At 67.9% G+C, this 1985-nt stretch carries 2 protein-coding genes and 1 riboswitch; both genes read left to right on the forward strand.

Annotation, left to right across the window (positions count from 1 at the left end):
• Positions 1 to 183 precede the first annotated feature (183 nt).
• Positions 184 to 302: riboswitch (SAM riboswitch) on the forward strand.
• Between the two features lie 76 nt (positions 303 to 378).
• The gene (locus DBR20_RS16970) at positions 379 to 1410 is read left to right on the forward strand and encodes a homoserine O-succinyltransferase (protein ID WP_108267125.1); all 1032 of its coding nucleotides are present in this window, start codon (positions 379 to 381) and stop codon (positions 1408 to 1410) included.
• Positions 1407 to 1985 (forward strand): aminotransferase class I/II-fold pyridoxal phosphate-dependent enzyme (locus DBR20_RS16975; RefSeq protein ID WP_146187040.1); only part of this gene is annotated, 579 nt, incomplete at its 3' end. The genes DBR20_RS16970 and DBR20_RS16975, both read left to right, overlap by 4 nt.

The following is a 1985-nucleotide window of genomic DNA, read 5'->3' on the forward strand; positions in this document are numbered from 1 at the left end:
CGCCAACAGGGGCAGCAGCAGGCAGGACAAGGGCAAGCGGCGCATCGACGGCTCCAGCGACATGGACCGCCGGGACTCTACGCAAGCTGTCGGGATGGGGGAAGGGTGGGGGTCTCTGCACTCATTCATCTCTTTATCCGCATGAAGGGATTGACACGCTCGGAAAGGACTGGCATCGTGGCTCCACCATCGAGACCGGCAGAGGGACAGGCCCTTTGAAGCCGGGGCAGCCCGCAGACGCGAAAGCGCCTGCGTAGGTGCCAAATCCTGCGGGGACCGTGGCGTCCACCGAAAGATGGTTCGAACCTGCACACCACGTGCATTTCGAACGCGAGCCCCGCGAAGGCTCGATGGCCGATTTCCCTACCGGAACCCGCCATGAGCTTCGCCACCAGCACCGTGCTTCGCCCCGAACCCTTTGTCCCCGTCAGCGTGCCGGTCGACGACCGCGTGCACGCCGAGCGCGGCGAGTTCGCCGCCGTGCTGTCGATGCGTCATGCCGGCCCTTGCCCGGTGCGCCTGCGCTACGAGTGGGTCGGGCCGGTCAACGCACCGGTGGTGGTACTGGCCGGCGGCATTTCCGCGCACCGCCATGTGGCCTCCAATGCGCAGTTCACCGAGAAGGGCTGGGCCGAAGGCCTGGTCGGCAGCGGTCGCGCACTCGATCCGCAACAACTGCGTGTGCTCGCGTTCGATTTCATCGGCGCCGACGGCGCGCTGGATGTGCCGATCGATACCGCCGACCAGGCTGATGCGTTGGCACTGCTGCTGGACCACCTCGGCATCCGCGCGCTGAAGGCGTTCGTCGGCTATTCGTATGGTGCACTGGTCGGCCAGCAGTTGGCGATCCGGCACCGTGCCCGGGTCCGGCAGCTGGTGCTGGTCAGCGGCGCGCACCGCCCGCATCCGTATGCCGCCGCCTGGCGCGCGCTGCAGCGCCGTGCCGTGGCGCTGGGCCAGCTGCAGTGTGGCGAAGACCACGGCCTGGCGCTGGCTCGTCAGTTCGCGATGCTCAGCTATCGCACGCCGGAAGAATTCGGCGAGCGCTTCGACGCAGCACCGGAAGTGGTCAATGGCCGCGTTCGGGTTGCCGCCGAAGATTACCTCGACGCCGCTGGCGCGCAGTACGTCGCACGCACGCCGGTCAACGCCTACCTGCGCCTGTCCGAGTCGATCGACCTGCACCGCGTGGACCCGAGCGCGATCCTGCCGCCGACCGTGGTGGTTGCCGTTGAAGGCGACCGCCTGGTTCCGCTTGCCGACCTGGTCGGCCTGGTCGAGAGACTGGGCCCGCGCGGCAGCCTGCGCGTGCTGCGCTCGCCCTACGGCCACGACGCCTTCCTGAAAGAAACCGATCGCATCGACGCGATCCTCGCCACCGCCTTCCGCACTTCTGGAGAGTCCGCATGAGCCTGCACGCCGCTGAACCGTCCTGTTGTCGCACCACCGCCGCCGTCCGCGCCGGCATCGATCGGGACACCGCCCATGGCGCGGTCACGCCGCCGATCGTGCTGTCGTCGAACTTCAGCTTTGAAGGTTTCGGCAACAAGCGCCAGTACGACTACACCCGCAGTGGTAATCCCACGCGCGACCTGCTGGGCGAAGCGCTGGCCGAACTGGAAGGCGGCGCCGGCGGCGTGGTCACTGCCACCGGCATGGGCGCGATCAACCTGGTGCTGAACGCACTGCTGCAGCCCGGCGACACCCTGGTGGTGCCACACGATGCGTATGGCGGCAGTTGGCGCCTGTTCAACGCGTTGGCGAAGAAGGGCCATTTCGAACTGGTTACCGCCGACCTGACCGACCCACGCGCGCTGGCCCAGGCGCTGGCCACGCAGCCGAAGCTGGTGCTGGTGGAAACGCCGTCCAACCCGCTGCTGCGCATCACCGACCTGCGCTTCGTCATCGACGCGGCGCACAAGGCCGGTGCGCTGGTGGTGGTGGACAACACGTTCCTGTCGCCGGCATTGCAGCAGCCCCTGTCG

The sequence above is a fragment of the Stenotrophomonas sp. HMWF023 genome (assembly GCF_003060985.1).
Classification (GTDB): domain Bacteria; phylum Pseudomonadota; class Gammaproteobacteria; order Xanthomonadales; family Xanthomonadaceae; genus Stenotrophomonas; species Stenotrophomonas lactitubi.

What these genes read in the sequence shown, in the direction of transcription:
- DBR20_RS16970 (WP_108267125.1), top strand. Translation starts at nt 379, where the DNA reads ATGAGCTTCGCCACCAGCACCGTGCTTCGCCCCGAACCCTTTGTCCCC.